Annotated in this window: 20 protein-coding genes; 8 read left to right on the forward strand and 12 right to left on the reverse strand. The window is 63.5% G+C overall.

Annotation, left to right across the window (positions count from 1 at the left end; all coding sequences use genetic code 11):
- Position 1 precedes the first annotated feature (1 nt).
- Both iolE and BLR63_RS09595 read right to left on the reverse strand, forming a co-directional pair.
- Positions 2-889 carry a myo-inosose-2 dehydratase gene (gene iolE, locus BLR63_RS09590; protein WP_010564808.1) on the reverse strand — a complete coding sequence of 296 codons (888 nt, stop codon included), beginning with the start codon at positions 887-889 and terminating at the stop codon, positions 2-4.
- A 107-nt stretch (positions 890-996) separates the two neighbouring features.
- Entirely contained in the window at positions 997-2,934 is a 1,938-nt protein-coding gene (locus BLR63_RS09595) for a bifunctional 5-dehydro-2-deoxygluconokinase/5-dehydro-2-deoxyphosphogluconate aldolase (RefSeq protein WP_010564809.1), read from the reverse strand.
- A 284-nt stretch (positions 2,935-3,218) separates the two neighbouring features.
- Between BLR63_RS09595 and BLR63_RS09600 the strand changes: the two genes are divergently transcribed.
- Positions 3,219-4,127: a MurR/RpiR family transcriptional regulator gene (locus BLR63_RS09600; protein ID WP_010564810.1), complete on the forward strand. Its 909-nt coding sequence runs from the start codon at positions 3,219-3,221 to the stop codon at positions 4,125-4,127.
- Positions 4,128-4,285: 158 nt separating this feature from the next.
- On the opposite strand, the gene BLR63_RS09605 is transcribed toward BLR63_RS09600, so the two are convergent.
- Complete coding sequence (locus BLR63_RS09605) at positions 4,286-5,191, reverse strand: hypothetical protein (RefSeq protein WP_010564811.1); 906 nt, start codon at positions 5,189-5,191, stop codon at positions 4,286-4,288.
- Between BLR63_RS09605 and BLR63_RS31125 the strand changes: the two genes are divergently transcribed.
- The 3 genes from BLR63_RS31125 (at position 5,184) to BLR63_RS09615 (ending at position 7,583) form a co-directional block, all read left to right on the forward strand.
- Positions 5,184-5,414 carry a hypothetical protein gene (locus BLR63_RS31125; RefSeq protein ID WP_138984506.1) on the forward strand — a complete coding sequence of 77 codons (231 nt, stop codon included), beginning with the start codon at positions 5,184-5,186 and terminating at the stop codon, positions 5,412-5,414. The two genes, BLR63_RS09605 and BLR63_RS31125, sit on opposite strands and share 8 nt — an antisense overlap.
- A 113-nt stretch (positions 5,415-5,527) precedes the next feature.
- Complete coding sequence (locus BLR63_RS09610) at positions 5,528-6,211, forward strand: response regulator transcription factor (RefSeq protein WP_010564812.1); 684 nt, start codon at positions 5,528-5,530, stop codon at positions 6,209-6,211.
- Entirely contained in the window at positions 6,189-7,583 is a 1,395-nt protein-coding gene (locus tag BLR63_RS09615) for a sensor histidine kinase (RefSeq protein WP_010564813.1), read from the forward strand. Before BLR63_RS09610 ends, BLR63_RS09615 begins: the two co-directional genes overlap by 23 nt.
- A gap of 130 nt (positions 7,584-7,713) precedes the next feature.
- On the opposite strand, the gene BLR63_RS09620 is transcribed toward BLR63_RS09615, so the two are convergent.
- The 4 genes from BLR63_RS09620 to BLR63_RS09635 are packed head-to-tail and all read right to left on the reverse strand — an operon-like array spanning position 7,714 to position 11,946.
- On the reverse strand, positions 7,714-8,130 hold the full coding sequence (locus tag BLR63_RS09620) for an SRPBCC family protein (protein WP_081480360.1): 417 nt from the start codon (positions 8,128-8,130) through the stop codon (positions 7,714-7,716).
- A 55-nt stretch (positions 8,131-8,185) separates the two neighbouring features.
- Positions 8,186-9,481 (reverse strand): NAD(P)/FAD-dependent oxidoreductase, encoded by a 1,296-nt coding sequence (locus BLR63_RS09625; protein ID WP_010564815.1) that lies wholly within the window; start codon positions 9,479-9,481, stop codon positions 8,186-8,188.
- A complete protein-coding gene (locus tag BLR63_RS09630) occupies positions 9,478-10,566 on the reverse strand; it encodes a polyamine ABC transporter substrate-binding protein (protein ID WP_010564816.1) in 1,089 nt (362 codons plus the stop codon). Before BLR63_RS09630 ends, BLR63_RS09625 begins: the two co-directional genes overlap by 4 nt.
- A 21-nt stretch (positions 10,567-10,587) precedes the next feature.
- Positions 10,588-11,946, reverse strand: a complete 1,359-nt coding sequence (locus tag BLR63_RS09635; protein ID WP_010564817.1) for a glutamine synthetase family protein — start codon at positions 11,944-11,946, stop codon at positions 10,588-10,590.
- A gap of 138 nt (positions 11,947-12,084) precedes the next feature.
- Here BLR63_RS09635 and BLR63_RS09640 point away from each other — a divergent pair, with 138 nt between their 5' ends.
- A complete protein-coding gene (locus BLR63_RS09640; protein ID WP_010564818.1) occupies positions 12,085-12,981 on the forward strand; it encodes a helix-turn-helix domain-containing protein in 897 nt (298 codons plus the stop codon).
- 160 nt (positions 12,982-13,141) lie between these two features.
- Here the strand turns inward: BLR63_RS09640 and BLR63_RS09645 are convergent, their stop codons facing one another.
- From BLR63_RS09645 to BLR63_RS09655, 3 genes are read right to left on the reverse strand one after another with little or no spacing between them, the layout of a single operon-like run.
- Positions 13,142-14,239 (reverse strand): acetoin dehydrogenase dihydrolipoyllysine-residue acetyltransferase subunit, encoded by a 1,098-nt coding sequence (locus BLR63_RS09645; protein ID WP_010564819.1) that lies wholly within the window; start codon positions 14,237-14,239, stop codon positions 13,142-13,144.
- Positions 14,236-15,255 carry an alpha-ketoacid dehydrogenase subunit beta gene (locus BLR63_RS09650; protein ID WP_010564820.1) on the reverse strand — a complete coding sequence of 340 codons (1,020 nt, stop codon included), beginning with the start codon at positions 15,253-15,255 and terminating at the stop codon, positions 14,236-14,238. The genes BLR63_RS09645 and BLR63_RS09650 overlap by 4 nt, the downstream gene beginning before the upstream one ends.
- A 39-nt stretch (positions 15,256-15,294) precedes the next feature.
- Positions 15,295-16,272: a thiamine pyrophosphate-dependent dehydrogenase E1 component subunit alpha gene (locus BLR63_RS09655; RefSeq protein ID WP_010564821.1), complete on the reverse strand. Its 978-nt coding sequence runs from the start codon at positions 16,270-16,272 to the stop codon at positions 15,295-15,297.
- 309 nt (positions 16,273-16,581) lie between these two features.
- Here BLR63_RS09655 and BLR63_RS09660 point away from each other — a divergent pair, with 309 nt between their 5' ends.
- Positions 16,582-18,441, forward strand: a complete 1,860-nt coding sequence (locus tag BLR63_RS09660) for a sigma-54-dependent Fis family transcriptional regulator (protein WP_010564822.1) — start codon at positions 16,582-16,584, stop codon at positions 18,439-18,441.
- Between the two features lie 37 nt (positions 18,442-18,478).
- Here the strand turns inward: BLR63_RS09660 and BLR63_RS09665 are convergent, their stop codons facing one another.
- Positions 18,479-19,273 (reverse strand): acetoin reductase, encoded by a 795-nt coding sequence (locus BLR63_RS09665; RefSeq protein ID WP_010564823.1) that lies wholly within the window; start codon positions 19,271-19,273, stop codon positions 18,479-18,481.
- A gap of 182 nt (positions 19,274-19,455) precedes the next feature.
- On the opposite strand from BLR63_RS09665, the gene BLR63_RS09670 reads away from it, so the two are divergent.
- Complete coding sequence (locus BLR63_RS09670; protein ID WP_010564824.1) at positions 19,456-21,600, forward strand: TonB-dependent siderophore receptor; 2,145 nt, start codon at positions 19,456-19,458, stop codon at positions 21,598-21,600.
- Between the two features lie 247 nt (positions 21,601-21,847).
- Here the strand turns inward: BLR63_RS09670 and BLR63_RS09675 are convergent, their stop codons facing one another.
- Positions 21,848-22,756, reverse strand: coding sequence for a LysR family transcriptional regulator (locus tag BLR63_RS09675; protein WP_010564825.1), 909 nt, complete (start codon positions 22,754-22,756; stop codon positions 21,848-21,850).
- A gap of 215 nt (positions 22,757-22,971) precedes the next feature.
- On the opposite strand from BLR63_RS09675, the gene BLR63_RS09680 reads away from it, so the two are divergent.
- The gene (locus tag BLR63_RS09680) at positions 22,972-23,370 is read left to right on the forward strand and encodes a helix-turn-helix domain-containing protein (protein WP_010564826.1); all 399 of its coding nucleotides are present in this window, start codon (positions 22,972-22,974) and stop codon (positions 23,368-23,370) included.
- Positions 23,371-23,424: the final 54 nt, after the last annotated feature.

Raw genomic sequence — 23,424 nt, forward strand, 5'->3', positions numbered from 1 at the left:
CTTAAGTCCTCTCGTTGAGCAGCGCGCGCAAGGTGTCGTAGCCCTTTTTCGCATAGACATAGCTGGGCGCCACGGCCGGGTCCTGCTCGGCTTCCACCACCAGCCAGCCTTCGTAGCCGGCAGCCAGCAGTTCGTCGAGCAGCGGCGCGAAGTCGATATCGCCATCGCCGGGCACGGTGAAGGTGCCGTTGACGATGCAGTCGGGGAAACTCCACATCTGGTTGCGCGCCAGTTGCACCACCGGTTTGCGCACGTCCTTGAAGTGCACATGGCAGATGCGATCGATGTGTCGGCGCAGCACCTCGAGGGGTTCGCCGCCCCCCATGTAGCAGTGGCCCGAATCAAATAGCAGGCCGACTTCGGGGCCGGTGCGGCGCATCAACTGGTCGATGTCTTGCGGGGATTCGACGTACGCGCCCATGTGATGGTGGTAAGCCAGGCGCACGCCCTGGGACAGGGTGAAGCGCGCCAGTTCGGTGAGTTTGTCGGCGTATTCCTGCCAGGCGTGTTCGCTGTGGAAACGCGGGCGTTCGATCAAGCGGATGCGCGAGCCCTGGATGGAGTCGGCGACTTCGCCGTACACCAACACGTTGGCGCCATTGTGTTTGAGCAGCTCGACATGGCCGGCGATGGCTTCGATTTCTTCGGCCACCGAGCGCCGCGCCAAGCGACTGGAGTACCAGCCGGAGACCAGCGCCAGGTCATAGGGGCGCAACACGTCGCCGACGCCTTTGGCGTCCTTGGGGAACTTGCCGTTGAGCTCGAAACCTTCGTAGCCGATGTCCTTGCCTTCGCTCAAAGCGGTGCTCAGCGGCGTTTCACCGCCCAGCGCCGGCAGGTCGTCGTTGCTCCAGGAGATCGGGTTGATGCCAATTCGGATGGCGGGCATGGCTGCACCTTTATTTATTGTTTTCAGCTATCACTGAGATCTGCTTTAGGTGGGAGGGGGCTTGCTTCCTCCCACCGTGGAATTGCATTGCACATTTAGAACGGCGATCAGGTCCGGGCAGTGCACCAGGCATCGATGAGCTGTTCGAAGGTGGCCTGGACCCGTTGAATCAACCGCTCGTCATCAATCTCCCCCGCCATCCACGCGCGGCTCGGTTCCTGGAAGATCGTGCGGCCCACCGCGAACCCTCGGCAGGTGCTGCTCTGGCGCGCTTGCCGGAAGCCTTCAGCCAGGCATTCGGCCGAGGCATTCAGGCCCAGCAGCACCACGCCACGGCAGTACGGGTCGCGCTCATGGATCAGCTCGTCGAGCTGTTTCCACGCCTGGGCCGACTGCGCTTCGATCTTCCACCACGCCGGGTAAATACCCAGGTTGTACAGGCGCTTGAGGCTGCGGTAGAGCACATCCGGGTAGGTCGACGGGTGATCCTTGGGCGGGATGACTTCCAGCAGCAGCTCATGGCCGCTGACCAGCGAGGCCTCGTACACCGCCTTGAGTTGCGCTTCCTGTTCCAGGCGCAGCATGGGTTCGTCGTCGGGGTGGAATTGCACCAGGCACTTGATGATCTGTTCCTGGGGCCAGGCGATCAGGTTGCTGCCGATCGAACGACCATGCTCGAACACCAGGGGCCGCGAGTTCTGCACTTCCACCGGGCGGCCAATCCACCAGCCACGTCCGCTGGCGGCGTTGAGCGCGTCCTGGCCGAAGCGCTGGTCGGCCAACAGGCCCACATCGGCTTCGATGCCTTGCTCAGCGAGCTTTTTCTCGACGCGTTCGATGGCCTGGATAAACAGCTGCTTGATCGCGCTGATGCGGCTCGGGTCCTGGCCGCCGCGTTGCGCCAGGTCCACCAGTTGCCAGCGGTGGTCGAAGGCGAACACGAACAGTTGCTTCCAGGCCTTGCGCGGCACGCTGACGCGGTGCAGGCGTTGCAGGGTCACGTCCTGATCCGGGCGCGTGATCGGCACCGGGCTGTTGAACAGGTATTCCAGCTCGGCGGGAGTCGGCATCGCCGGTGCACAGGCGTGGCGCGACACCACCAGACCGCCGCAGGCGTTGGCTAACTGGCTGCAACGCTCATCGCTGGCGTCGTTCAGCCAACCGCTGAGGAAGCCGGACATAAAAGCATCGCCCGCGCCCAGCACATTCAGCACTTCAACCCGCACGCCGGGGTAGATCGCCCCATCTTCCAGGCGCGCAGGGATCGCGCCGTGGATCACCGTGCAGCCTTGCGGGCCGAGCTTGACCACCAGGGTCGCCGGGGTCAGCTCGCGCACGGTGCGCAATGCGCTGAGCAAATCCTCGCTGCCGCCAGCGATCAAAAACTCTTCTTCGGTGCCGACGATTAGGTCGAAGCGCGGCAGGATGTTCTGCACGTGCTGGCTGACATTCCGGTCGGCGACAAACCGCGTCTCGCCGTCGGCCTTGCCCGCCAGGCCCCACAGCACCGGGCGATAGTCGATGTCCAGCACGCGCTTGACGTTGTGCCTGGCGGCGTAGTCCAGCGCCTGGACGCTGGCCTTGTACACGCCATCGGTGGAGAAATGCGTGCCGGTGATCAACAGCGCCTTGCTGGAGGCGATATAGGCTTCGCTGACGTCTTCGGCGCGCAGGGCCATGTCGGCACAGTTTTCGCGGTAGAACACCAGGGGAAAGGTTTCGCGGTCCTTGAGGCCCAGCAGTACCAGGGCGGTGAGGCGTTCCGGGTCGACCTGGATGCCGCTGACATCGCAGCCTTCGCGGGCCAGGGATTCGACCAGGAAGCGCCCCATGTGGTCGTCCCCTACCCGGCTCAGCATCGCCGACTTGAGGCCCAGCCGCGCCGTGCCGAAGGCGATATTGGCGGAAGAACCGCCGAGGTATTTGGCAAAGCTGGACACGTCCTCAAGCCGCGCCCCCACTTGCTGCGCATAAAGGTCGACGCCCAGGCGCCCGAGGCAAATCAGATCCAATTGACGCCCACTGGCAAAACGAGTCTGGCCCATGCTGGCTCCTGTTATTTTTATCAGCCTGCGTTGTGCCGCCGTGGCGACGGCAAACGCTCTTGGTGGGAGCAGACTAGAACGTCCGGCGGCCTCAATCAATATTTATTCCATAATTATTTTCAGTGGAATATTTTTTCCAATACGCCAACATAGACGCCTGCCAGCCGCCATGGATCGTTTCAGCAGGCCACGGCGGCCGTGATGCCGGGGTATTTTTTTACGCCTACCCTGTAGACTTGCGCCATTCACCAGCGCACCAGAAGAACACGCCAAAAGGATTGCCCATGTCCCGCACCGATCCCGAGACCCACCTGGAAGACACTGTCCCCAGCCCTCCGATCAATGCCGAACGCCTGCTGCAGCTGATCACCGACGAATACGAAAGCCTGCCGCGCCAACTCAAGCGCATCGCCAGCTACATGAGCCAGCAGAGCGACCGGATCATGGTCGATCGCATCAGCGACATCGCTCGCGAATGCGAAGTGCACCCGTCGGCCATCGTGCGGTTTTCCCAGCGTTTCGGCTTCAGCGGCTTCAGTGAGATGCAGGCGTTGTTCCGCGAGGCCTACACCCACAAGACCACGCCGGTGCAGAACTACCAGCAGCGCATCCGCAGCATGATCGCCAACAAGTCGCAGAAAGCCAGCGGCGGCGACCTGGCGCGCGAGTGCGTGAATGCCACGCTGTCGGGGATCGAGCGCCTGGGGCTGGAGCTCGATGACGCAGCTTTCGAGAAAGCCGTGGACCTGGTGGTCAACGCCGACAACATCTACGTGGTCGGCGTGCGCCGTTCCTTTGCGGTGGCCGATTACCTGGTCTACAACCTGCAGCACACCAACAAGCGCATCCACCTGATCTCCGGCCTGGGCGGCAGCTACCGCGAGCAGATGCGCAGCGTGCGCGCCAATGACCTGGTGATCGCCATCAGCTTCACGCCCTACGGCAAAGAAACCCAGCACTGCCTGCGCATCGCCCAGCATCACCAGGCCAAGACCCTGATCATCACCGACAGCAACCTGTCGCCCCTGGCCAAGCGGGCCAACGCGGTGTTGCTGGTCAATGAAGGTTCTTCGTTTGCCTTCCGCTCGCTGAGCGCCACCTTGTGCTTGTGCCAGGCGTTGTTCATTGCGGTGGCGTATCGGTTGGAGTTGAAGGTGGATGAGATCCACGAGCAGGTCGGCTTCGAAGACTGACCGGCCCCAAAAAGCAAAAAATGGGAGGGGCTTGCCCCCTCCCATATCGGACCGAGCGGAGCCCGGAATCAGTGCATGAAGATCGCGATCAGGATGATGACCGGGATCGGCACACCGAGGAACCACAGTAGTAATGAGCGCATGATGTTCTCCTTGAATTAACGAACGTAGGCGTCGGTTTCGACATACACCACCGCATCCCGACGACGACCGCCGAAGGTGGCTGCGAGGCTGGCGAAGAAGGCACCGATCAGCAGCGCCACGAATGTCCACAGCGAAGTCCAGGCGGCGACTTTGGCGGCGGTCTCGGCGGCTTGCTTGGCTTTGAGCTTGGCGTCTTCGATGGCTTTACGGGCGTCGCCGTAGACCTTGTCGATACGCGCCTCGGCCTCGGACTGGCTGAGGTTGGTGCGCTGGCTGATCAACTGCGCGAGGTACGCACGGTCTTCGCCGGCGAGTTGGCCGTCGTTGCTCAAGGTACGGGCGAAGATACGCGCGACGACACCGTGCACCGCATCATCGCTGACCGCCGCCGGGCGGTCGTCGCGGAACAGGCTGTCGACGTAGTAACCGAAGTCCTCGCCGTGGGCGCCCTTGGCCATGGTGCCCGCCGCCTGGCTGATCCCGCTGGCGGCACCGGAGGCCACGCGGGCACCGGCTTGCACCCCACCGCCGACCACACTGCTGACCGAGCCGACCACCAGGGTCGCCGTCACCAGCGTTGCCACGGCCCAGGCCAGGAAGCCATGGGCGGTGTCGCGAAAGTACACTTCATCGCCGTGCAGGTTGGCCCACTTCACCCGCAATCGGCCGGCGATGTAGCCGCCCAACCCCGATGCGACGATCTGGGTGAACGCCAGCCAGATAATGGTGGAAATGCCAAGCCCTTTGGCGCTGATGCCACTGTCGGCCCACGGCGACACCGCCGAAAAGCCCAGGCCGAAGCCCAGTAGCACCAGAATCAGCGAGAGTGCCGCTGCGGCGGCGGCCCCGGCAAAGATCGCGCCCCAGGAAACCCCGGAGCGCGCGCTCGATTCTTGCAGCGTGGATGACGATGTGATCATTGTTGTTGTGCTCCCGGCAGGAAAAATAGTGTTACAAGTCTCAAAAGGGACAGTGCAGCCGGCGTGCCAGGCGCGACAAAAATCAAAATCTTTATATTTCAACAAGTTAAGTAAATTGAACTTACTGAAGCCTTGCAACTTGCAAGAAATGATCGCTGCAGGCGTGCGTTATGCATTCCCAGGGCAGACGCACATGAAAGTTGTGTCAGTTTTGCCAACATGACGTTTTATTTAGGAAGCGTTCAGCCATTTCTTGGCAAAATGCCCCCAATTCCGTAGGAGCCGGCTTGCCGGCGATAGCGGTCTTCCAGTGTGAATCGCTCACCAGGTAACCCTATGACCCGCATTTTGACCATCGAGGATGACGCCGTAACGGCCCGCGAGATCGTCGCCGAGCTGAGTAGCCATGGACTGGATGTAGATTGGGTGGACAACGGCCGCGAAGGCCTGGTCCGCGCGGTAAGTGGTGATTACGACCTGATCACCCTCGACCGCATGCTGCCGGAACTCGATGGCCTGGCCATCGTCACCACCTTGCGCACCATTGGCGTGTCGACGCCGATCCTGATGATCAGCGCCCTCTCCGATGTGGACGAACGCGTGCGCGGCCTGCGCGCCGGCGGCGACGATTACCTGACTAAGCCATTCGCCTCCGATGAAATGGCCGCCCGCGTCGAAGTGCTGCTGCGGCGCAAAAGCACGGTCAAGGAATTCGAGACGGCCCTGCGCGTGGCCGACCTTGAGTTGAACCTGATCAGCCGCGAAGCCAGCCGCGCCGACCAGCCGCTGAGCCTGTTGCCCACCGAATACAAACTGCTGGAATTCCTGATGCGCAACACCGGGCAGATCCTGTCGCGGATGATGATCTTCGAGGAAGTCTGGGGTTACCACTTCGACCCCGGCACCAACCTGATCGACGTACACATCGGTCGCCTGCGCAAGAAAATCGATCCCCCGGGCCTCACGCCGCTGATCCGCACGGTACGAGGTTCCGGGTATGTCATTGCTGAACCCCTCTAAGGGCTGGCGTTCTTCCAGCAGTCGTCTGCTGGCGCTGTACAGTTCGTTGTTCGTGGCCTGGAGCTGCATCCTCATGGGGGTGCTGTACTACGAGGTGTCGGATTATCTGAGCGACCTGTCGCGCCACTCCCTGATGCAGCGCCAGCACTTGTTCCAGCGTTTCGACGGCGAAGAACTGGTGGAAGCCCTGACCACCAGCATGACCTTCGACATGAAGGGCGTGGACGCCTACGGACTGTTCGATGGACGATTCAACCCCCTGAGCGGGCCGATCCGCGCGATCCCACAGGACCTGCCCCTGGATGGCAAGATCCACACCCTGTCCAACTGCGTCGATTCCGACGACCCCAAACTGCCCAAGGACAGCTGCGACGCCGTGGCCACCCACACCGACGACGGGCGCTGGCTGGTGCTGGTGCGCGCCAACGGTTCGCTGTTCGGCGTTACGCGGATCATCTGGCATGCGTTGCTGTGGGCGCTGTCCCTGACGATCATCCCCGGCGCCGCCGGCTGGCACTTGTTGCGCCGCCGCCCGCTGCGGCGGATTCGCGGGATCCAGGCCAGCGCCGAAGCCATCGTCGCCGGCGACCTGACCCACCGCTTGCCACTGTCGAACCGGCGTGACGAACTGGACATGCTCGCGGCCATCGTCAATGCCATGCTCGACCGCATCGAGAAGCTGATGAACGAAGTCAAGGGCGTGTGCGACAACATCGCCCACGACCTGCGCACCCCACTCACGCGTTTGCGTGCGCAGCTTTACCGCATCAAGCAAGAGGCTGAGCAGGAGTCGGACTACGCGGTAAAACTCGACGATGCGATTGCCGAGACCGACACCCTGATGGCGCGCTTTCGCGGGCTGTTGCGCATCTCCGAGCTGGAAGACCACCAACGCCGCTCGGGTTTCCTGGTCATGGACCCGTTGCCGCTGTTACGCGAATTGCACGATTTCTACCTGCCCCTGGCGGAAGAAGGTGAATTGCAACTACGCCTGGAAACCCCGGACTCCCTGCCGTGGATCACCGGCGACCGCGCACTGCTGTTCGAAGCCCTGGCCAACCTGCTGAGCAACTCGATCAAGTTCTCGCCACCGGGCGGCGAAGTGATCCTGCGCGGGCTCAACGATGGCGGCAGCACACGCATCGAAGTGCACGACTCCGGCCCGGGCATACCGGCCGCGGAACGCGACGCAGTGTTCCAGCGCTTCTACCGCGTGGACGAAGGCGACCAGCGCGGCGGCTTCGGCTTGGGCCTGTCGATTGTGGCGGCGATCATCAACTTGCACGGATTCAAGCTGGAAGTGGGCAGCAGCGCAAAAGGCGGCGCACGCCTGATCCTGGAGTGCCGCCAGCAATTGATGCCCGACACCTGAGACCTATGTAGGGCAAATGTGGGAGGGGGCTTGCTCCCGATAGCGCAGTGTCAGTCACCAACAATCTCGACTGCTCCACCGCCATCGGGAGCAAGCCCCCTCCCACACTGGGCCTCGGTTGCCTGTCGGATCAGGCGGGGAAGTTGGCGCGCAGTGCTTCCAGCCCGCCGCTGTAGACGCCGGTAAACAGTGCCTCTGCGGCTTCGTCCGTGGTGCCCGGTGCCGGGGTGAATACGCCGGACCAAGTCACCTTCGCCGACGACTCCGTCAGCGCCTCGACCTGCAGGGTCGCCAGGTAAGCCGTGACCGGAAACGGCGATTCTTCGATGGTGTAGCTGTACGTGCGACCGACGTTGTCGAAGGTCTGCATACGCTCCACCACCACACTGCCGTCGGCGGTTTGCAGGTGGCGCACGCGGCCGCCGTCGAGGGGCTCGCTCTTGGCGATCAGCGGCAGCCAGTCTGGCAGGCTGTTGAAGCCACCGACCAATTGCCAGACCTGATCGGCCGATACCGGGATTTCAATCACTGCTGATGCTTTTGGCACAGTCAATCTCCACAAGTCGTAGGAAAACGTCGTCCAGACTGCCACGCCCGACGTTTCAATGCATCCATTCCCGCCACCGATACCACAACATCCCCAGCGCCAGCAGCGGCGAACGCAGCGCCTTGCCACCGGGAAAGGTCATGTGCGGCACCTGGCTGAACAGGTCCAGGCCGTGGCTGTGCCCAGCGTGTATGGCCTCGGCCAGCAAGCGCGCGCACCAGTGGGTCACATTCAAGCCATGCCCGGAATAGCCCTGGGCGTAGAACACATTCGGGTACTGCTGCAAGCGCCCGACCTGCGGAAAACGGTTGGCAGTGATACCGATCTTGCCGCCCCACTGGAACGCAATAGCGGTGTCGGCCAGTTGCGGGAACACCTTGAGCATTTTCGGGCGCATGTACGCGGCGATGTCCGCGGGATCGCGCCCCGAGTAATGACAGGCGCCGCCGAACAGCAGGCGGCGGTCGGCAGAGAGCCGGTAGTAATCCAGGCCGACTTTCTGGTCGCACAGCGCCAGGTTCTGCGGGATCAATTGGTGGACCATTTCAGCCGACAGCGGCTCAGTGGCGATGATGTAACTGCCCGCCGGCAGTACCTTGCCGCTCAGGCGCGGTTCCAGTTCATCAAGGTACGCATTGCACGCCAGCACCAGGCTGGCGGCGCGCACGCTGCCACCTGCGCAACGCACGCGCACGCTGTCGCCGTGGATCAGTTCCAGCACCTCGGTGTGCTCGAAGATCCGCACCCCCAGGGACTCGGCCAACCGCGCCTCGCCCAGCACCAGGTTCAGCGGGTGCAGGTGCCCGGAGCCCATGTCCACCAGGCCGCCGGCGTACTGCGTCGAATCCACCACCTCGCGGATGTCCTGCGGGCCCACCAGACGCGTCTCGTGGGGATACCCCATGCGGGCCAAACGCGTCTGTTCGTCCTTGAACGCCGCGAACTGCGCCGGGGTGTTGGCCAACTCGCAGAAGCCCCAGCGCAGATCGCAGTCGATGCCGTGCTTGCGAATGCGCTCGCCCACCAACGTCACCGAGTCGATTCCGGCCCGCTCCAGCTCGCGCACGCCCTCCTCGCCCACGTACTTGGCGAACCCCGAGACGTCATGGCCGATGCCGCGAATCAACTGCCCGCCGTTGCGCCCGCTGGCTCCCCAGCCGATGCGCCGGGCTTCCAGCAGAATCACCGACAGACCGCGCTGGGCCAGTTCGATGGCGGTGTTGACCCCGGTGAAACCGCCGCCGATCACACATACATCGGCGCTCAGGTCGGCATCCAGCGACGGACGCTCGGGCATGGCATGGGCCGAGGCCAGGTAATAGGACTGGGCGTGGTCGCTGGCGCGAATCATTTGTTGGTCTTCACTTTGCTCCACGCGCGGGTCATCAGGCGCATGGTCGTCGGGGTCGGCGTGGTGGAGATGTAGAGTTTGTCGAGCACGGACTGGGGCGGGTACACCTCAGGGTTGTTCACCAGTTCCGGGGCCATGAAGGCCTTGGCCGCCGGGTTGGCGTTGGCGTAACCCACCGAGGCGCTGACCTTGGCGATCACTTCGGGGTCGAGCAGGTAGTTGATGAACGCATGGGCCTCTTTCGGGTTACCGGCGTCGGCGGGGATCGCCAGCAGGTCGAACCACAGGTTGGAGCCTTCCTTGGGAATCGAGTAGGCGATATTCACCCCGTTCTTGGCTTCCTTGGCGCGGTTGGCGGCCTGGAACACGTCGCCGGAATACCCGAAGGCCACGCAGATATCGCCGTTGGCCAGGTCCGAGATGTACTTGGATGAGTGGAAGTACGTGATGTACGGGCGCAGCGTCAGCAGCTTGGCTTCGGCCTCTTCGTAATCCTTGGGATTCTCGCTACGCGGGTCCTTGCCCATGTAGTTGAGGATCGCCGGGAACAGTTCGTCCGCCGAGTCGAGGAAGGCCACGCCGCACTGGTTGAGCTTCTTGATGTTCTGCGGCTCGAACAGCACCGCCCACGAGTCGATATGGTCGATGCCCAGCACCTGCTTGACCTTGTCGACGTTATAGCCGATGCCATTGGTACCCCACAGGTACGGCACCGAGTGCGCGTTGCCCGGATCGTTTTTCTCCAGCAGCTTGAGCAGCTTGGGGTCGAGGTTCTTGAAGTTGGGCAACTGCGCGCGGTCGAGCTTGAGGAACGCGCCGGCCTTTACCTGGCGCGCCAGGAAGTGATTGGACGGCACCACCACGTCATACCCGGTGCGCCCCGCCAGCAACTTGCCCTCCAGGGTTTCGTTGGAGTCGAACACGTCGTAGATCACCTTGATCCCGGTCTTGGCCTGGAAATCGGCCAGGGTGGTCTCGCCGATGTAATCGGTCCAGTTGTAGACGCTCACCGTCGGCGCCGCCTGGCTGGCACTGCTGAACGCGGCCACGAGGGCCAGCGGGAGAAGCTTTTTCACAAGACGCATATCGACACCCCTTTGCTTGTTTTAGACGCTCAGCAGCAGGAACTCCCGCTCCCAGGAACTGATCACCCGTTTGAAATTTTCATGCTCGGCGCGCTTGACCGCGACGTAGCCGCGTACGAACTTGTCGCCCAGGTAATGCTTGACCGTGTCGCAGTCCTCCATCCGCGCCAGGGCGTCTTCGAGGGTGAACGGCAGGCGCAGGTTGCGCCGCTCATAGGCGCGGCCTTCGACCGGGGCGCTCGGTTCGATGCGTTCGATCATGCCCAGGTAGCCGCACAGCAGGCTTGCCGCAATCGCCAGGTACGGGTTGGCATCCGCGCCCGGCAGGCGGTTTTCCACGCGCATGGCGTCGGGGCTGGAGGTGGGCACGCGCAGGCCGACGGTGCGGTTTTCTTCACCCCACTCCACGTTGACCGGCGCCGAGGTGTCCGGCAGAAAGCGGCGGAACGAGTTCACGTTCGGCGCGAACATCGGCAGCAGCTTGGGGATGTACTTTTGCAGGCCGCCGATGTGATGCAAGAACAGCTGGCTCATGTTGCCGTCGGCGTCGACGAACACCGGTTGGCCGGTGGCGATGTCCACCACGCTCTGGTGCAGGTGCATGGCGCTGCCCGGTTCGTCGGCCACCGGCTTGGCCATGAACGTCGCGGCCACGTTGTGCTTGAGCGCGGCTTCGCGCAGGGTGCGTTTGAACACGGTGATCTGATCGGCCAGGTCGAGAGCGTCACCGTGGCGGAAGTTGATTTCCATCTGCGCCGGGCCGTCTTCGTGGATCAGCGTATCGAGGTCCAGGCCCTGGGCTTCGCACCAGTCGTAGACATCTTCAAACAGCGGATCGAACTCGTTGGCCGCATCGATGGAGAACGACTGGCGCCCGGTTTCGGCACGACCGGAACGGCCAATCGGGGTTTTCAGCGGCAGGTCCGGGTCTTCGCAGCGTTGGGTCAGGTAGAACTCCATTTCCGGCGCGACGATCGGCTGCCAGCCCTGCTCGGTGTAGAGCTGCAGGACCTTTTTCAGCACGTTGCGCGGCGACAGTTCGATGGGGTTGCCCTGTTTGTCGAAGGTGTCGTGGATCACGATCGCGGTGGGTTCGATGGCCCAGGGCACCACGTAGGTGGCGTTCGCGACGGGGCGGCAGACCATGTCGATATCGGCCGGGTCGAGCAGGTCGTAGTAGATCTCGTCGTCGACAAAGTCCCCGGTCACCGTTTGCAGCAACACACTTTCCGGCAGGCGCATGCCTCGCTCATGCAGGAACTTGTTGGTGGGCGCAATCTTGCCGCGTGCGATGCCAGTCAAGTCGCTGATCACGCATTCGACTTCAGTGATCTTGTGTTCTTTCAGCCAGGCCGACAGCTGATCGAAGGGGGCATTCATAGGGACCTCGTCATGGATGGGATGCGGCACCGGCTTGTACTGCCGGCGCATTGAGGTCTATCTTGGGCCAGCCTTCACGGGCCATCTATCCACTTTGCACGAACCACAGCGCACCAATAGAGTGCGCACGGATCATCCATGACACAGGCAACCGCTTTGCGCGTACAGGCCTTCACCACCGGTGACGTGGCCGCTCAATGCAGCGCGACACCCGGCTGGGTGCAGCACTACCAGCAGATGTCTCCAGGGCACTTTTTTGGGCAGATCCGTTACCTCGATCTGCAAGGCGTGCACGTCTACGAAGAGTCTATGAACACCCGCGTGGAGCAGCACTTCAACGCACCGCCGGGCGCCCTGGCGTTCTGTTTCGACGGCAGCGACAACGCGCTGTATCTGCTCAATGGCGAAAGCCGCAACACCTGGATCACCCCGGAAAACTACCGCGAAGTGGCGGTGGTGTTCGGGCCGCAGTTCGTACAGCGCCATGGCCTGGACCTGGCGAAACTCGAAGGCCTGTTCATGGCGCCGCTGACCGGTCAGCAGAACGTGCTGTTCACCCGCTGGCTCAGCGGTACCCTCACCCGCCTGGCGAGCACCCACGACCCGATCGGCCGCGATGCCCTGACCCAGCAGTTGCTCGACGATTGCCTGTTCATTCTGGATAACGCCTGCGTGGGCCTGGACCGCAGTTCGTTGCAGCGCCGCAGCGAAGAGCGCCGGCTGATGGTGCGCATTGGCGAATGGGCGGCGGATGCACCGGATGAAAGCATCAATGTGCTGGAACTGGCGCAGATCGCGGGCGTGCCGCTGCGCCAGTTGCAGCAGGGCTTCAAGACCTACACCGGGATGAGCCCGGCGCAGTGGTTGCGCCTGCGCCGGTTGAACGGCGCACGGCGCGAGTTGTTGAGCTCAGCCCAGACCACCGTGGCCGAGGTGGCGATGAATTGGTCGTTCTGGCATTTGGGGCGGTTCTCCCATAGCTACCGCGCGCTGTTCAAGGAACTGCCCAGCGAAACATTGAGACGCTCCGGCTGAATGCCCATCGGGAGCAAGCCCCCTCCCACAATGACCGCATTTCAAGGTTAGAGGGGTGGGTTCGTGGCATTGGCTGGAGGTTGCCAAGGCCACGAAAACCGCTGCCTGAACACAATCAAAAAATGTGGGAGCAAGCCCCCACAGGGATTGCATTTCAAGGCTAGGGCTTGAGGAAGGCTGCCATCAGTTGGTTGACTCGTTCTGCCGCTTCCAACTGCACCATGTGCCCTTGCCCCGGCAGGATTTCCACCTGGGCCTCCAGTCCTTGGGCGTGGTCTGCCGGGATGATTGCGTCGTCGCTACCCCAGATCACCAGGCTCGGCTGCTGCCCCACCACGTTACGCAGATCCAGGCGCTGTCGCCCGCCTTCGAACAGTTGGGCATTGAGCTGGCGCAGCGCCTGATCCACGCCTTCCAGGCGCTTGAACTTGAGCATGTCTTCAAGCATCTGCCGCGTCACCAGCGCCGGGTCGCTGAACAGTTGCACCAACTGCGGCTTGAGCGCGTTGCGGTTGGCGGCGTCGGTAAAGCCTTGCAGGTAGTCGGCGTTGATGTCCGCGCCCAGGCCGGCGCTGGCGATCAGGGTCAGTGAGGCGACGCGCGCGGGGGCCTGGCGCGCCACGCTCAGGCTGACCAGCCCGCCCATCGAGTGCCCGGCCAGGTGCACGCGATCGAGTTCGAGGTGATCGAGCAAGGCCAGTACCGCCTGGCTCAATTCCTCGGCATCCCCCGTGTGCAGCGACTTGCCCGACTCGCCATGCCCCGGCAGGTCAAGGGCGATCACCCGGCGCTCGGCGGCCAGGGCCGGTTGGTTGAACAGCCAGTTGTTCAAGTCGCCACCGAAGCCATGCACCAGCACCAGCGGCGTACCGCCCTCGCCCTGGTCGAGATAGCGCAACAAGCGCCCGCCCAGTTCGACTTTCTGCGCACTCGGCCCGCACGCTTCGGCCTCGGCGGCACTGGACACGAAGCCGGCGTTGAAGCTCTCGATCACCGCGTCGATCTCCGCTTCCGTGGCCTCGCCCTCCACCACGATCCCCAGCAGCGCGCCCACCGGCAAGGTCTCGTCGCTCAGCGCCAGCACGCGGCGCAAAACGCCGCTGAACGGTGCCTCGACGCTGCTGGAGATCTTGTCGGTCTCTACATCCAGCACTTCCTCGCCCTTCTCCACCCGGTCGCCGGGTTGCTTGAGCCAGACATCGATGCGGCCTTCGGTCATCGACAAGCCCCACTTGGGCATGGTCAAGGTATGGATCATGCGGCGTTCCTCTTGTCGGCGATCTTCAGCACCGCGGCTTCGATCTTCGCGGCGTTGGGGATGTACAGGTCTTCCAGCGCATCGGAGAACGGCACCGGCGTGTGCGGCGCGGTGACCATTTCGATGGGCGCGCGCAGGAAGGAGAACCCCTGCTGGGCCACCAGCGCACTGATATCGGTGGCGATGGAACAGCGCGGGTTGGACTCGTCGATCACCACCAGGCGCCCGGTCTTCTCCACGCTTTCGAGGATGCTGTCTTCGTCCAGCGGGCTGGTGGTGCGCAGGTCCAGCACTTCGCAGTCGATGCCCTGGCGCGCCAGGTTGGCGGCAGCTTCCAGGGCGATGTGCACCATGCGCCCGTAGGTCACCAGGGTCACATCCTTGCCTTCGCGGACAAAGTTGGCTTCGCCGAAGGGCACGGTGTACAGCTCTTCCGGCACTTCGCCCTGCAGGCTGTAGAGCATTTTGTGCTCGAGGAAGATCACCGGATCGTTGTCGCGGATCGCCTGGATCAGCATGCCCTTGGCGTCATAGGGCGTAGCCGGGCACACCACCTTGAGGCCGGGAATGTGCGTCCACATCGAGGTGAGCATCTGCGAGTGCTGGGCGGCGGCGCGCAGGCCAGCGCCGTACATGGCGCGCACCACCAGCGGCGTGGTGGTCTTGCCGCCGAACATGTAGCGGAACTTGGCGGCCTGGTTGAGCAACTGGTCGAGGCAGCAGCCGATAAAGTCGACGAACATCAACTCGCACACCGGACGCATGCCACGGGTGGCAGCGCCGACCGCCATGCCGACATAGCCGACTTCGGACAACGGCGCATCGAGTACGCGGTCGGGAAACTGCGGGTACAGGCCCTTGGTCACGCCGAGCACACCGCCCCAGGCGTCTTGCTCACCTGGGGAACCGGTGCCGCCGGAGACGTCCTGGCCGATGATGAACACGCTCTGGTCCCGACGCATTTCCTGGGCCAGCGCTTCGTTGATTGCCTGCTGATAGCTGATTTTGCGAGCCATGAAAGTCTCTCCACATCTTGTTTTTGTAGGGGATGGCGATTAGCGGTAAGCGACGTACACATCGCTGAGCAGGTCGGCGGCCTGGGGCTTTAGATCGGACTTGGCCAGGCGCACGGCGTCTTCGATCAGTTGCGCGACTTCCCCGTCGATGCGCTCGAACTGCGCGCTGTCGAGCCAGCCTTCGGCGGTGCAGCGCTGGCGGAACAGCGCCAGGCAATCGTGGGATTCGCGCAGGTTCTTCACTTCGTCCGGGCCGCGATAGGTTTGCGCATCGCCCTCGAAGTGGCCGTAGAAGCGGCTCAGCTTGACCTCGACCAGCGTCGGCCCCTCGCCCTTGCGCGCCCGCTCCACCGCGACGCCCAGCGCCGCGTGCACGGCAAAGAAATCGTTGCCGTCGACGATCACCCCCGGCATGCCGAAGCCCACGGCGCGCTCGGCGATGTCCTTGCACGCCACCGACCAGCCGGAGCCGGTGGCTTCGGCATACCCGTTGTTCTCGGCGACGAACAGGCACGGCAGCTTCATGATCGACGCAAGGTTCATCGCTTCGAACACTGCGCCCTCGTTGGAACCGCCGTCGCCGAAGAACGCCACGGCCACGCCCTGGCTGCCCTTGAGCTTGGACGCCAGCGCCGCACCGGCCGCCAGCGGCGCACCGGCGCCAACGATGCCGTTGGCACCGAGCATGCCCTTCTCCTGGTCGGCGATGTGCATGGAGCCCCCCTTGCCGCCGCACACGCCGGTTTTCTTGCCGTAGATCTCGGCCATCATGCCGAACACATCCACGCCCTTGGCGATGCAATGGCCGTGGCCACGGTGGTTGGAGGCGATGCAATCTTCATCGTTGAGGTGGGCCATGACCCCGGCGGCGCTGGCTTCCTGGCCGGCATACAAGTGCACGAAACCGGGGATCTCGCCGGTGGCGAATTCCACGTGCAGGCGTTCTTCGAAATCACGGATGGTGCGCATCACGGTGTAGGCATGGAGCAATTGATCGGTGGACAGGTGAGTGGACATCTTGTTGTTCTCCAGGTTGTCTCGACACACAAAAGGCTGGCGGCGGCCAGCTGTAAGCGGTTCAGCACAGCCTGTGCCAAGACCCGGAAAAACCTGGCAAAGCCTTGACCCAGAGCAGTGCCGCGCGGTTGTACCGGGGCCACCGGCCTGCGCAGAATGAGACGCGCCATTGCAGCCTGCAGGCCGCGTCTCAGGCCGGATGAGACGCTGCGTCTCACCTCGGGCAGTTGGTCAGGCCGCCCTTGTCCCCTCGCGCTCATCGGCGCTTAATGGCGGGCATAACAACAAAGATCGAGAGCCGGAGGCCTTATGCTCGCCGCGAACTCCAGAGATCACGTCGACTGCGTCAGTCGTGTGGTCCGCAATGCCGATCGACTGCCCCAGGCGCCGGTGCCGTCGCTGATTTTCGATTCATGGCGCCGCTCCATGGAGCAACACCACCTCGACCCCGGCTCGCTGCAGGGGCCGCGCATCCTCACCGAACCGCTGCTCAAGGAATGCCGCGAACGCGCCGAGCTGTTCATGCGCATCGCCAGCGAAGAAGTCGGCCAACTGCACCACCGCGTGCGCCACGCCGACTACTGCGTGATGCTCACCGACGCCCAGGGCCAGACCATCGACCACCGGGTGGACACCGCCATTCGCAACGACTGCCGCAAAGCCGGGCTGTACCTGGGCACCTGCTGGTCGGAAGCCGAAGAAGGCACCTGCGGCGTGGCCACGGTGCTGACCAGCAAGGCGGCGGTGACGGTGCACAAGCGCGATCACTTTCGCGCGGCATTTATCGCCCTGACCTGCTCCGCCGCACCGATCTTCGATCCCCAGGGCAACCTGCTGGGGGTGATGGACGCCTCGGCGCTCAGATCCCCGGATGACCGCCGCAGCCAGCACCTGGTGCGGCAGATGGTGGCGCAGAGCGCCCAAGCCATCGAAAACGCCTTTTTCATGCACAGCGCCCAACAGCACTGGGTACTCCAGGCCCACAGCACGCCGGGTTATGTGGACAGCCAACCCGACCTGCTGCTGGCCTGGGACCAGGACGGTCGCCTGCACGCCTTGAACAGCAAGGCGCGCCAGGCCCTGCGTCGGCGTTTTGGCCAGGTGCCGGAATATATCGGCGACGTGTTCGACCTCGATGCGTTGCGCGCAGTGACCGATCAATCGACCCAGCAACTGCACTGGCTGGGCGAGCCGGGCGCGCTGCACGTGCGGGTCAACGCGCCACGGCGCAAACCGGCGCGGGGGACGGCGAACACCCAGGTCGACCCACGCGTGGAGGAACACCTGCGCCTGGCCGTGCGGGTCAAGGACCGCAACCTGCCGGTGCTGGTGCAAGGGGAAACCGGCGCCGGCAAGGAAGTCTTCGCCCGCCAGTTGCACGAACGCAGCGCCCGGCGCGCGGGGCCGTTCGTGGCGGTGAACTGCGCGGCCATCCCGGAGAACCTGATTGAAAGCGAACTGTTCGGCTATGTGGCCGGGGCCTTTACCGGCGCGTCGAGCAAAGGCATGCCGGGGCTGTTGGTGCAGGCCGATGGCGGCACGCTGTTTCTCGATGAAATCGGCGATATGCCCCTGGGATTGCAGACACGCCTGCTGCGGGTGATGGCCGAGGGCGAGGTGGCGCCCCTGGGCGCGGCGAAAACCCGCACGGTGGATATCCAGGTGATCTGCGCCAGCCACCGCGACCTGGCGACGCTGGTGAGCGAAGGCCGCTTTCGCGAAGACCTGTACTTTCGCCTCGGCTGCGCACGCTTCTGCCTGCCGCCCCTGCGCGAACGCAGTGACAAACTGGCCCTGATCAATCGGCTGCTGGAGCAGCAGGCCCATAGCAGCGCGATCAGGATCGGCATCGGCCAGGCGGCCCTGGAATTACTGTTGGGCTATGCCTGGCCAGGCAATGTGCGGCAACTGCGCCACGTACTGGCGTATGCCTGCGCCGTGTGCGAAGGCGACACGATCCAGCTGGCGGACTTGCCGGTAGAGGTACGCGGTGAACAGGTCGAGGCACTGGCCGAACCCAGCGTCAGCCCGGAACGCCAGGTGGTGCTGGACGCGTTGATCCGCCATCGCTGGAAGCCACTGCCGACCGCCCAGGCGCTGGGCATCTCAAGGGCGACGTTGTACCGCCGCGTCAACCAGTTGGGCATCGACATGCCCGGCAAGCACTGAAGATGTGGGAGGGGCTTGCCCCCTCCCACACCGGACCTCAGCGGTAGACGAGGCCGCCATCGATCAACGGTGACTGCCCGGTGATGTAATCCGCATCCGGCCCGGCGAGGAACGCCACCAACCCGGCCACATCCTCCGGTGTTTCGGCGCGGCCCAGGGCGATGCCGTCCACGTATTTCTTGTAGGTCGCGCCCACTTCGGCCCCAGTAATCTCGGCCATGCGCTTGTCGATCTCGACCCACATATCGGTGCCCACCACGCCGGGGCAATAGGCATTGACGGTGATCCCGTCGCTCGCCAGTTCCTTGGCCGCCGCCTGGGTCAAGGCGCGCACGGCGAACTTGGTGGCCGAATACACCCCCAGCAGCGCAAAGCCTTCGTGCCCGGCGATGGAGCAGGCGTTGATGATCTTGCCCTTCTGCTTGAGCGCCTTGAACTTCTTGCCGGCGGCCTGGATGCCCCACAACACGCCTTGCACGTTGATGCCCAGGGTGCGTTCGACTTGTTCCGGGCTGACGTCCAGCAGCGAATCGATCTGCGCCACACCGGCGTTATTGACGATGATGTCGAAGCCACCGAGCGCCTGGTGCGCATGCTCGACCGCCGCCACCACCTGCTCGCGCTTGGACACATCGGCGATGAACACCGAGGCCTTGCGTCCCAGGGCCACCACCTCGGCGGCCACGGCGTCGAGCTTGGCGCCGTTGATATCGACCAGGGCGATATCGGCACCGTCCCGGGCCAGGCGCAGCGCGATGGCGCGGCCAATGCCCTGCCCGGCGCCGGTCACCAGCGCGACCTTTCCAGCGATAACGTTTCCAGCGGTACCCATGACGACCTCCTGCAACGATGAGAGAAGCCTTGTCTATCGCAGAGGCCCACCGGAGCTGTCGAGGCGCCGGTGGATCGGCGTATCCCCTGAGACGGGATGTCTCAATACGCCAATCCTTGTAAAACCACGCACTTATGCCTAGCTTATGCGCCCCCTCGCCCCGCGCTTTAAGGCCCTGCCCCATGGTTTTGCGTTTTCGCCCCGTCGTCACTTCACGTTTCGCCCTCGGCCTGCTGCTCAGCGGTGGCATCGGCAGCAGCCTGGCTGCGGAAATCGAACTGCCGGCGGTGCAGATCCAGGGCCAGGATGAGTCCGGCTATCGCAGTGACACCGCCTCGGTGGGCGGCTTCGACGCCGCGCCGCTACTGGACACCCCGGCGTCGATCAGCGTGATCAATGCCGCGATGATCAAGGATCAGCAAGCGCGCCTGCTCAGTGAAGTGCTGCGCAACGATGCCGCGGTCGGCGACAGCTATGCGCCTATCGGCTATTACGAGAACTTCGTGGTGCGCGGCTTCTCGCTCAATGCCGCGAGCAGCTACAAGATCAACGGGCGCACCATTACCGGCGAGCAGAACGTCGCCCTGGAAAACAAACAGCAGGTGGAAGTGCTCAAGGGCCTGGCCGGACTGCAAAGCGGGATTTCCGAACCCGGCGGCGTGATCAACTACGTGACCAAGCGCCCGGAAGACGTGCGCTCGGTGACGGTCTCCACCGATGATCGCGGCAGCGGTTATCTCGCCACCGATGTCGGCGGCTGGTTCGGCAGCGAGCAGCAATTCGGCCTGCGCGCCAACGTCGCCCATGAAGACCTCCATTCCTACGTGGAACACGCCAACGGCCAACGGGATTTCGTGTCCCTGGCCTTCGACTGGAACATCAGCCCCGACGCGGTGCTGCAACTGGACGCCGAATACCAGAACAAGCAACAACGCTCGGTACCCGGTTACCAACTGCTGGGCGGAACCGAAGTGCCCCACGATGCCTCGCCGAAAAAACTGCTGGGGCACCAGAGCGGTTCCAAACCGGTCGGCATCGATTCGCTGAACCTCAACGGTACGTTTGACTACCGCTTCAGCGATCAGTGGAAAGGCAGCGTCAGCGCCGCGCACAGCAAGGTGGTGATCGATGACTACAGTTCGTTTGCCTGGGGCGGCGACACCCATGGGCTCGGCAACTACTTCACCTCCGCAGGCAACTACGACATCTACGACTACCGCAGCCCCGACGACACGCGCCGTGACGACGAAGTGCAGGCCGCCTTGACCGGCCTGTTCGACACCGCCGGCCTGGGCCACGAACTGACCTTCGGCACCAGCGCGTTTCGCCGGGTGATCGACAAGCGTGCAGCGGTCAACGAGTGGCTCGGCAGCGCCAATATCGATCAGGAAGCACCGACCTATGCGCCCACCGACGTGCCGCTGAACGACAGCCATCGCGCCCTCGACAGCCGCCAGTACGGGCTGTTCGTCACCGACCGCATCCGCTTCAACGAGCAATGGCAAACCGTCCTCGGCGGGCGTGAAGTGCGCCTGGATGAGAAAGCCTTCGACAGCGATGGCAACCAGGCCCGTCACACCCAGCAGTACGTGTTCCTGCCCCAAGCGGCGTTGATCTATAAACCGATCGAAAACCTCTCGCTGTACACCCGCTACAGCAAGGGCCTGTCCCTGGGCGGCAGCGCGCCGTGGTTTGCCAGCAACAAGGACGAAACCCTGGCGCCGACCACCTCGCGCCAGATCGAAGCCGGGGTGAAATACGACTGGCACCGCATCAGCTTCGCCGCCGCCGTGTTCCAGATGCGCCAGGCCTACCAGTACGCCAAGCCGGACGGCGCCGGCAACTTCACCTATGTGCAACAAGGCCAACAGAAAAACACTGGGCTGGAATTGTCGGCCAACGGCTGGGCCACCGACCGCCTGCAGATCGCCAGCAGCGTCGCGGCGATTCGCGCACGGGTGACCGGCAGCGGCACGCCGGACTATGAAGGCCACCAGGCGATCAACGTGCCAGTGCTGCGCGCCAGCGTATACGCCGACTACGCATTACCGTGGGTGAACGGCCTGGCGGTGCTGGGCGGTGTGCAATACAGCGCCAAGAAATACGCCAATCGCACCGGGAATGTGGAGGTGGGGGATTATGCGGTGGTCAACGTCGGCAGCCGCTACACCACCAAACTCGATGGCTACGAGACGGTGTTTCGCCTGAGCGTCGACAACCTGTTCGACAAGCGCTACTGGCGCGATGCCGGCGAATACATGGGCGACGACTACCTGTTCCAGGGCGCGCCACTGACGGCGCGGTTGAGTGCGACGGTCAACTTCTGAGGTTTGGTCCCGATAGCAGCGTGTCAGTCACTGCATGAGCTGGCTGAACTACCGCTATCGGGAGCAAGCCCCCTCCCACAATTTAGACCGAGTTCAAAGAGCGAGTACCGAATTGGCCAAGACCACGAAAGGCAAAGTTCTGCGTTGATTTGAATATGGGCAGGTTCTCTAAATGTGGGGCTTGCTCCCGATAGCGGAGTGTCAGTCACCACATAAGCTAGCTGAACAGCCCCCTGCGACCTTCCGCTCAAACCGCTTGCGCCATATGCTCCGCAATCCGCGCCCTCAGCCAGCGCTCCGCCGGATCGTTGTCATGCACCCCGCTCCAGACCATCGACAGCTCCGCCGCATCGATCGCGAACGGCGGGTCCTCAGCGCGTAACGTCGTGCCTTCGGTCAACGCACACGCGGCGTAATCCGGCACTGTCGCGATAATCTGCGTACCCGCCAGCAACGCCCGCAAGCCGCTGAATTGCGGCACCGCCAGCACCACCCGCCGCGCACGACCGATGCGCGCCAGGTCGAGGTCGATGTTGCCGCTCAGATCCCCCGAGAACGACACCATCGCATGGGGCCGCGCGCAGTAGGCGTCCAAGGTCAGTGGCTCGACGCCATCATCCCCACGCAGCACCTTGCAGGGAATGTCCCGCAGTTTCTTGCGCTTGGCATTGGCCGGTAATTCGGTGGTGTAGCTCACCCCCACCGTGATTTCGCCGCTGGCCAACAACGACGACATCAGCAAGTAATTGGCACGCCGCACCACCACGACGATGCCCGGGGCTTCTTCGCGCAGTTGGCTGAGCAGCGGCGGGAACAGGCCGAATTCGGCGTCGTCGGACAGGCCGATGCGGAACACCGCGCAACTGGTGGAGGGGTCGAAATCCTTGGCGCGGCTGACGGCGCCGGAAATGGTGTCCATGGCCGGTTGCAGCTCCTTGAGTATCGCCAGCGCCCGTGGCGTGGGTTCCATCCCGCGTCCGTTGCGCAGCAGCAACGGGTCGTCGAACAGGTCGCGCAAACGCCCGAGTGCCGCGCTCACCGCCGGCTGGCCCATAAAGAGCTTTTCGGCGACCCGGGTCAGGTTCTTCTCGAACATCAGCGCTTCGAAAATCACCAGCAGGTTCATGTCGACGCGGCGCAGGTCGTTGCGGTTCATGGCGGTATCCAAACGGTGACAAGCGCGCAGATAAACATGCCGCACGTCAGCGGGATTGCATGGCTGTGCTGTCTTTTCCGCCAATTTTGCACCTGCGTACCTGGCAAAATTAACAACGATTAACTCGTCAGCCAGACGGTCCGGCACCAAGAATGGAGCGGTCTAAACTTGCATCCATTCACCGGGAACGCTCCCATCGACTGCGGATATCTGTCATGGCCCGACTTGAGTATTGTGCTCCGCGCTTATCCGCCACCGGCGGCCTCTGCCCCCGGCGCGAGCGCATCGCCAAACAATTGATCCTCGCCAACCTCGGCGAAAGCCTGGCCATCGCCGACCTGGCCCAGGCCTGCGCATTGTCGCGCAGCCACTTCTCGCGGGCGTTCAAGTGCAGCACCGGGCTGTCGCCGCAACAATGGATTCGCCAGCAGCGACTGCTGCGCGCCAAGGAGCTGATCACCCAATCGAACCTGAGCCTGACGCAAATCAGCCTGGAATGCGGGTTCTGCGACCAGGCACACTTCTGCCACATCTTCACCCGCAGCGAGGGCATCAACCCGATGGCCTGGCGAAATCGCCAAGTGCGTCACAAGCCTTCCGTGATCGCTGCCTAGTGGCCGGCACGCGCCTGGAATATGCTGGCCGCCTACCGTTCCCGAGGCGTGGGC

It is taken from the genome of Pseudomonas extremaustralis (assembly GCF_900102035.1).
Taxonomy (GTDB): domain Bacteria; phylum Pseudomonadota; class Gammaproteobacteria; order Pseudomonadales; family Pseudomonadaceae; genus Aquipseudomonas; species Aquipseudomonas extremaustralis.

What these genes read in the sequence shown, in the direction of transcription:
- BLR63_RS09650 (WP_010564820.1), bottom strand. Translation starts at nt 15,255, where the DNA reads ATGGCTCGCAAAATCAGCTATCAGCAGGCAATCAACGAAGCGCTGGCC.
- BLR63_RS09645 (WP_010564819.1), bottom strand. Translation starts at nt 14,239, where the DNA reads ATGATCCATACCTTGACCATGCCCAAGTGGGGCTTGTCGATGACCGAA.
- iolE (WP_010564808.1), bottom strand. Translation starts at nt 889, where the DNA reads ATGCCCGCCATCCGAATTGGCATCAACCCGATCTCCTGGAGCAACGAC.
- BLR63_RS09605 (WP_010564811.1), bottom strand. Translation starts at nt 5,191, where the DNA reads ATGATCACATCGTCATCCACGCTGCAAGAATCGAGCGCGCGCTCCGGG.
- BLR63_RS09600 (WP_010564810.1), top strand. Translation starts at nt 3,219, where the DNA reads ATGTCCCGCACCGATCCCGAGACCCACCTGGAAGACACTGTCCCCAGC.
- BLR63_RS09665 (WP_010564823.1), bottom strand. Translation starts at nt 19,273, where the DNA reads ATGGGTACCGCTGGAAACGTTATCGCTGGAAAGGTCGCGCTGGTGACC.
- BLR63_RS09635 (WP_010564817.1), bottom strand. Translation starts at nt 11,946, where the DNA reads ATGAATGCCCCCTTCGATCAGCTGTCGGCCTGGCTGAAAGAACACAAG.
- BLR63_RS09630 (WP_010564816.1), bottom strand. Translation starts at nt 10,566, where the DNA reads ATGCGTCTTGTGAAAAAGCTTCTCCCGCTGGCCCTCGTGGCCGCGTTC.
- BLR63_RS09625 (WP_010564815.1), bottom strand. Translation starts at nt 9,481, where the DNA reads ATGATTCGCGCCAGCGACCACGCCCAGTCCTATTACCTGGCCTCGGCC.
- BLR63_RS09640 (WP_010564818.1), top strand. Translation starts at nt 12,085, where the DNA reads ATGACACAGGCAACCGCTTTGCGCGTACAGGCCTTCACCACCGGTGAC.
- BLR63_RS09610 (WP_010564812.1), top strand. Translation starts at nt 5,528, where the DNA reads ATGACCCGCATTTTGACCATCGAGGATGACGCCGTAACGGCCCGCGAG.
- BLR63_RS09660 (WP_010564822.1), top strand. Translation starts at nt 16,582, where the DNA reads ATGCTCGCCGCGAACTCCAGAGATCACGTCGACTGCGTCAGTCGTGTG.
- BLR63_RS09670 (WP_010564824.1), top strand. Translation starts at nt 19,456, where the DNA reads ATGGTTTTGCGTTTTCGCCCCGTCGTCACTTCACGTTTCGCCCTCGGC.
- BLR63_RS09655 (WP_010564821.1), bottom strand. Translation starts at nt 16,272, where the DNA reads ATGTCCACTCACCTGTCCACCGATCAATTGCTCCATGCCTACACCGTG.
- BLR63_RS09675 (WP_010564825.1), bottom strand. Translation starts at nt 22,756, where the DNA reads ATGAACCGCAACGACCTGCGCCGCGTCGACATGAACCTGCTGGTGATT.
- BLR63_RS09615 (WP_010564813.1), top strand. Translation starts at nt 6,189, where the DNA reads ATGTCATTGCTGAACCCCTCTAAGGGCTGGCGTTCTTCCAGCAGTCGT.
- BLR63_RS09595 (WP_010564809.1), bottom strand. Translation starts at nt 2,934, where the DNA reads ATGGGCCAGACTCGTTTTGCCAGTGGGCGTCAATTGGATCTGATTTGC.
- BLR63_RS09680 (WP_010564826.1), top strand. Translation starts at nt 22,972, where the DNA reads ATGGCCCGACTTGAGTATTGTGCTCCGCGCTTATCCGCCACCGGCGGC.